Annotated in this window: 8 protein-coding genes; 3 read left to right on the top strand and 5 right to left on the bottom strand. The window is 37.2% G+C overall.

Annotated elements, in window-relative coordinates; all coding sequences use genetic code 11:
* Window positions 1–26 precede the first annotated feature (26 nt).
* A complete protein-coding gene (locus NZ519_11165) occupies window positions 27–155 on the top strand; it encodes a hypothetical protein (protein ID MCS7029311.1) in 129 nt (42 codons plus the stop codon).
* Window positions 156–255: 100 nt separating this feature from the next.
* Here NZ519_11165 and NZ519_11160 read toward each other — a convergent pair whose 3' ends face one another.
* From NZ519_11160 to NZ519_11150, 3 genes are all read right to left on the bottom strand, one after another.
* A complete protein-coding gene (locus NZ519_11160) occupies window positions 256–591 on the bottom strand; it encodes a hypothetical protein (protein ID MCS7029310.1) in 336 nt (111 codons plus the stop codon).
* Between the two features lie 49 nt (window positions 592–640).
* On the bottom strand, window positions 641–1,228 hold the full coding sequence (locus NZ519_11155; GenBank protein ID MCS7029309.1) for a hypothetical protein: 588 nt from the start codon (window positions 1,226–1,228) through the stop codon (window positions 641–643).
* A gap of 63 nt (window positions 1,229–1,291) precedes the next feature.
* Window positions 1,292–3,649: an OmpA family protein gene (locus tag NZ519_11150; protein ID MCS7029308.1), complete on the bottom strand. Its 2,358-nt coding sequence runs from the start codon at window positions 3,647–3,649 to the stop codon at window positions 1,292–1,294.
* Window positions 3,650–3,783: 134 nt separating this feature from the next.
* Here NZ519_11150 and NZ519_11145 point away from each other — a divergent pair, with 134 nt between their 5' ends.
* Complete coding sequence (locus NZ519_11145; GenBank protein MCS7029307.1) at window positions 3,784–3,918, top strand: hypothetical protein; 135 nt, start codon at window positions 3,784–3,786, stop codon at window positions 3,916–3,918.
* Window positions 3,919–3,996: 78 nt separating this feature from the next.
* Here NZ519_11145 and NZ519_11140 read toward each other — a convergent pair whose 3' ends face one another.
* Together NZ519_11140 and NZ519_11135 are read right to left on the bottom strand one after the other, a co-directional pair.
* Entirely contained in the window at window positions 3,997–4,401 is a 405-nt protein-coding gene (locus NZ519_11140) for an acyl-CoA thioesterase (GenBank protein ID MCS7029306.1), read from the bottom strand.
* Window positions 4,402–4,407: 6 nt separating this feature from the next.
* On the bottom strand, window positions 4,408–4,830 hold the full coding sequence (locus tag NZ519_11135) for a Rid family hydrolase (GenBank protein ID MCS7029305.1): 423 nt from the start codon (window positions 4,828–4,830) through the stop codon (window positions 4,408–4,410).
* Between the two features lie 51 nt (window positions 4,831–4,881).
* On the opposite strand from NZ519_11135, the gene NZ519_11130 reads away from it, so the two are divergent.
* Window positions 4,882–5,622 carry an ABC transporter ATP-binding protein gene (locus NZ519_11130; GenBank protein ID MCS7029304.1) on the top strand — a complete coding sequence of 247 codons (741 nt, stop codon included), beginning with the start codon at window positions 4,882–4,884 and terminating at the stop codon, window positions 5,620–5,622.
* Window positions 5,623–5,738 lie beyond the last annotated feature (116 nt).

Here is a 5,738-nt window from a genome sequence, read left to right as displayed (position 1 = left end):
TTTTTCAGAGATCTCTTGCGTGAGGCATGCGCAGGGTGGGCGTTAGCCCAGTGCGGAGCGAAGCGCAGCACCGAAGCGAAAGCGTAGCCCGAAGCACGCCGACCTTGCCCACCAAGCGCAAGCGAAGTGTGGGCAAGGGCACGCCCAAAAAATAAAAATCCAACTACTTTTGGAACATAATATGTTATTGCGGATCTTGAAAATAAACTTCAATACAGCATCAATCAGTTTTATATCTTTCTATGCAAAAAAAGTTCAATTTTTAAATCCCTGATTTATCCATGCCTTGATAGATTTTCTATCGCATTCAGGTATTTTTTGAGTACTATTGGGCATCGGTGTATAGCCTGGCAAATGCTCTACTGCACCTACTAATCTACCTGAAATAGCAGCAGCCTTGACATTGTCATAGTTGTTTAGAGGTACAGAGCTGGAAGCACTATGACAACCTAAACAATTATTACTGCTTAAAATAGAGGATATTCTGGCATAGGTTACGTTAGTAGTATCACAAGTACTGCTTGTATTTTGATTGTTTTTTTCAACGCTATCTTTTCTACACTGAATAAATAGGACTGTAATACTAAACAAACAACAAATTGTTAAGAGTAACTTTTTCATGTTTTTGTATCAGATTTATTTAGTCTATACTTGCTTTGCTTTTTTTAAGCTCCCCTTTACTTTGAGCACGGTGTAATAGCCGTTCATAGATAGCACTTTCAATGGGCTTAATAAAAAGTAGAATAAGTACTTTTGAAGAGAAAAATTTAGCTTCGGGAAACATTTTCGGAATTAGAAACCTATCAATAACTTCGGAAATTAGTACAAGTACAATAGAAACAATAACCGTGTATTGAATGGATCGTTTTTTAATGCGTGCTATGGTCAAGTCATTGCGAGTATCCATCAGTTCATCAAGTGTTTTTTGAAGCTCCATGTTTTTTTTATTGATATCTTCGTTAATCATTTGAATTTCTTCAGATTGTTGTTTTAGTTGTTGATTGAGTTTTTGAAGTTTTTCATTAGCGTTAGTTAAACGGTTTTGCAACCTATCACTTACAGAGGTAAGTAGCTTTACATCATTCAATAAATTCTCATACGATTCTACCATTTTTTTAAACTCTTCGATAGAGATTGGTTGGTTGGACTCAATCAAACGCTGTGCATGACTTAGAATACCCAGCTCTTGCTCAAAAGCATTTTTACGATCTTGTGTTATTTCACTCATGATGTTCAGCAAAATTACTAAATGGTATAAAAATATACAAAACAGCAAGTAAAAAAGTTGAATTTAGTCTGTATTTACAGTAAAATCTACTCGCCTGTTGTAGGCTCTTCCTTGTGGAGTACTGTTTGGAGCAATGGGCATAGTTTCACCAAAAGCACGAATAGTTAGTCTGTTTTTGTCAATTCCTCTTTGTATCAAATAGTTGTAAATGACAGTAGCACGTTTTTCAGAGAGTTTCATGTTTTCGTCTTCTGGTCCTATATCATCTGTATGTCCATTGATGTAAATTTTCATGTTGGGGTAAGCATTAAGCAAATTCACTAAGCTATCACCTGCAGTTTTGAGGTTACTAGATACAGTCAGCTGAGCAAAATAAAACCGTATCTTTATTTTATCTAAGTAATTCTCAAATTCTTTTCGCTTTTGGTCTTCTTTGGTTTTGAGAAAGTCTGCTAATCCTTCATCGCCTTTTCGTACCCATATATCTACTTGGGTATAAGGATTTTCGTCTTTGCGAATATTATCCCCCTGTGCGTATATTCTATCTGATGAGATACCTCCATTTTTCAAGTATTGGGCGATAGCTTTAGCTTCTTTGTCAGAAAAAGCTTTGTTTCCTAATCCACGAATATATGCCTTAGCTTCGGGTCTGCGCTTCATGACTACGATGATGCTGTCCAAAGTTTTACGCAGCGGATTGGTAATAAGAGATTTAGGAAGATTTTCTTTTGAAGCGCCTTGAGCTTCTTGATTAGCCTCTACTAAGGTTCGGGTAGACATACCTGTTCCCTTTTCCAAAAGAATATTAACGCATACCTCTTGCAAAGGGGTAACAATAACATCTACCACTTGTTTCTTTTGATAGTCATCTGCGGTGGCTAGGATAGTGTATTTGCCTTCTGGTAATTCAGAAAATTCATATTCGCCATTTAGATTGGAAGTAGTAGATGTATTCATGTTTAGGTACAAAATGGCATTGGGAATTCGTGCCCCCGTAGATGCATCTATCACTACTCCAAATATTTTGGCATTGGGTTTATCTTCTCTCAAACGTATTCTATGAATAGGAATATCTAAGGAATCCGCCCAAGCGTCTTTATCAAAAGGTTGTTCGTTTGAAGCTAATAGAGGTTTTTCAGGTTCTATTGGTTCAAAGTAGTAGATATCTTTTTCACCAAAACCTCCATCGCGTTCAGAAGTAAAGTAACCTGTTTTTCGGTCAGGATTGAAGTAAATGTAAATATCATCCCCAACCGAGTTGATAGGCATACCTAAATTAACAGGTGCGGTAAAAGTGCCTGTGGCTGTATCAAAAGTAGTCTTAAATATATCATAGCCCCCAATTGAAGAATGTCCGCGTGAACTGAAATAAACGGTTTTACCGTCGTAGTCAATAAAAGGTGCGTCGTCATCGTATGGGGTATTTATCATATCTCCGCAGGGAATAGGTTTGCTCCATCCATCTTTTACGCGCTTGCAGTAATACAAGTCTAATCCTCCTTTACCTCCCTTGCGCTGGCTAGAAAAAATAATAAAGTTTCTATCAGGGGAAATAGCTATGCTTGCTTCATGCTTACGAGTATTGACATTCGGAATAGGTTTAAGTTCTCCCCACATAGTACCTGTTAATTCTGCTTCATATAAATTACCCCATCTACCTTTGTTTTTGTAGAAGTAAATTGTATGTCCATCGTGTGAAAGTGATACTACTGATTCATTGAGTTGAGTGTTGATTTTAGGGATTACCACATTTTTAGCACGTTCCCACTCACTTCCATTTTTGACTGCTACAAACACATCTTCGGCAGGAATTTGGTCTTCACCTCGTGGTCCTCCTACGTTTCCCTCTCTTCGTGAAGTAAAAAAGATAATATTTTGGTCTGATGACACTACAGGGACATAATCTGCGTATTTAGTGTTAATTTTTTCGCCCAAATTTGTGATTTTGTAAGCAGGAGGTTGGCTAGCTATAATCCTTGCGTTTTGGCACTCGTCTATTTTTTTAGTTGCTTTTTTATACTCTTCACTTTTTTCTTTTTTTCCTTCGCGATACTGCTTAAAACAATTTTCTGCTTTATCCCACTGATGATTGTACTGATAAGCTATACCTAAATAGTACAGAATTTCTTTATCTACATTAGGGTCTAAATCTTTGGCACGTATAAAGTATCCTAACGCCATAGCTTTTTCATTAGAGCTGCTTTCCAAAATAGACCGGGCATACAAAAAATTTACCTCTGCAACATTCGGATACTTAGCTAATATCTTTTTGTAAGCCTGCATAGCTAAGTCATTTTCACCAAAGTAGTAGTGATTGTGGGCTAAGCGCAGCTCTTTCCGCAAACTTTGGGCAAATCCTATATCAGAAAAAGTAACAGAGAGCAAGCAATACAAATACGCTAAACAATAATTGCTTTTCATAATGACAAAACTGTTTCAAAATTCAGAATAAAAAATGACATTTACAAGAAGTGAAAAAAAAAGTTGTAAATAAAAAATCGTAAGTTGAGTTTAGCGTGTTTTTAGCTAATCTTATTTAAGTCTGTTTTTCTTCTATGCAGAGAATAATTACGCAAGAAGTTACATTTTTGTTTTTTTGGCGTGCTCTTGTAGGCTTTGCCCCACAAGGTCGGCGTACTGCGGACTACGTGCGGAATGCTCCACCCTTGCGCAGCAAGGGGCACGTCTAAAACATCAAATTAAACAATCTAAAAACATGCATTTTTAGTTCATTTTGCACATAAGTGAGACATCAATAAACCGCAAAGTCAAAAATAGGGCTTCATTTTCTCTAAAATAAAATCAGGACAGCGAATGGGCTTTTGAGTTTTTCTGCTCACAAAAGCTAATTCTGTACTGCCCGAAGTTAAAAGTTTGTCCTGCAAGTTAAAAATTTTGTACATGATGCGTATCCGCGTAGTAGGTAAAGTTGGGATGCTAGCTTGGGCTTTGAGAATTTCATCATAATAAGCAGGTGCGTGAAATTGACATTCTAAATTTAGTACAGGCATAAATATGCCATTTTGCTCAATAAAAGCGTAAGTAATACCTATATGCCGCAATAGCTCCACTCTCGCCACTTCAAAATATTGAGCATAATTTCCATAATATACAATTCCCATTTGATCAGTTTCTGCATAGCGCACTCGAAGCTCGGTAGTATGTTCTATCATAGCAGTTTAATCTATTGTAGCAATTACTTTGAGTTCAATTGCAATGGGCGTAGGCAGAGCATTGACCTCAATAGTAGTGCGTGTAGCTTGAACATCTTTGAAATACATTGCATAGAGTTTATTGTAAATGGGAAAATCTTTTTTCATGTTAGTTAAAAACACTGTTACATCCACTATATTTTCCCATTTAGATCCTGCGGCTTCTAAAATATTTTTCACATTTCTGAATACTGAATGGCACTGTGCCTCTATGTCATAACTCAAAATGTTTCCGTTCTCATCTAACTCGACACCTGGAATTTTTGAGCTACCCTTTTCTCTTGGACCTACCCCAGATAAAAATAAAAGATTGCCCACTCTGCGCGCATGCGGGTAAGCGCCCACAGGTTCAGGAGCGTTATCCGCGTGAATAATTTCTTTTTCTACCATAAAGCAAAAATATAAAAATAGGCTAAAAGTTTGTATTTTTGAGCATTTGCTATGAACAATTCCCTTGCTGTGGAGCATTTGACTAAATCTTATTCAGGCAAAATTGTACTTGATGACATTAGCATTGAATTTTTGAAAAGCAAAGTAAACATGGTAATAGGAGCAAGTGGAAGCGGCAAAAGTACTTTACTCAAATGCTTAGTAGGCTTAACAGAACCTGATTCGGGCAAAATTCTCTACCATGGCAGAAACTTGATAGAAATGAACTATGAAGAGAAAAAAGAAATACGGCAACAAATAGGTATGTTATTTCAAGGAGGGGCTTTATTTGACTCTTTGACTGTTGGAGAGAATATAGCTTTTCCGCTGCGAATGTTCAGTAAAATGTCTAAAAAGGAGATTGCCGAGCGAGTTGCTTTTTGTTTAGAGCGGGTCAACATGCCTGGAGTGGAGAAAAAGTATCCATCCGAATTGAGTGGAGGTATGCGTAAACGAGTAGGTATAGCCCGAGCCATTGCTTTAAATCCACAATACTTATTTTGCGATGAACCGAATTCAGGTTTAGATCCTTTGACTAGTATAGTTATTGATGAGCTTATCGCAGAAATTACGGAAGAATACGGTATTACTACTATTGTCAATACTCATGACATGCATTCTGTGTTAGAGATTGGCGATAAGATTATTTTTATTCATGAAGGTAAAAAACATTGGGAAGGAAATAAATACGAGCTTCGTGAGGTAGATGAACCCATCATAAAGAAGTTTGTTTTTGCGTCTAAAAGAGGATAGAGTGGGGTTATATTCATTTTTTGCTTTGAGATAATATTCAATTTTTTTTGGGCGTGCCCTTGTGGGCGTTTCGCTGCGCTCATGCCCACAAGGTCGGCGTGCTACGGGCTACGCTA

It is taken from the genome of Bacteroidia bacterium (genome assembly GCA_025056095.1).
Classification (GTDB): Bacteria; Bacteroidota; Bacteroidia; order JANWVE01; family JANWVE01; genus JANWVE01.
This window is presented reverse-complemented; position numbering and strand designations above follow the sequence as displayed.

What these genes read in the sequence shown, in the direction of transcription:
- NZ519_11165 (MCS7029311.1), top strand. Translation starts at nt 27, where the DNA reads ATGCGCAGGGTGGGCGTTAGCCCAGTGCGGAGCGAAGCGCAGCACCGA.
- NZ519_11130 (MCS7029304.1), top strand. Translation starts at nt 4,882, where the DNA reads ATGAACAATTCCCTTGCTGTGGAGCATTTGACTAAATCTTATTCAGGC.
- NZ519_11140 (MCS7029306.1), bottom strand. Translation starts at nt 4,401, where the DNA reads ATGATAGAACATACTACCGAGCTTCGAGTGCGCTATGCAGAAACTGAT.
- NZ519_11145 (MCS7029307.1), top strand. Translation starts at nt 3,784, where the DNA reads ATGCAGAGAATAATTACGCAAGAAGTTACATTTTTGTTTTTTTGGCGT.
- NZ519_11155 (MCS7029309.1), bottom strand. Translation starts at nt 1,228, where the DNA reads ATGAGTGAAATAACACAAGATCGTAAAAATGCTTTTGAGCAAGAGCTG.
- NZ519_11135 (MCS7029305.1), bottom strand. Translation starts at nt 4,830, where the DNA reads ATGGTAGAAAAAGAAATTATTCACGCGGATAACGCTCCTGAACCTGTG.
- NZ519_11150 (MCS7029308.1), bottom strand. Translation starts at nt 3,649, where the DNA reads ATGAAAAGCAATTATTGTTTAGCGTATTTGTATTGCTTGCTCTCTGTT.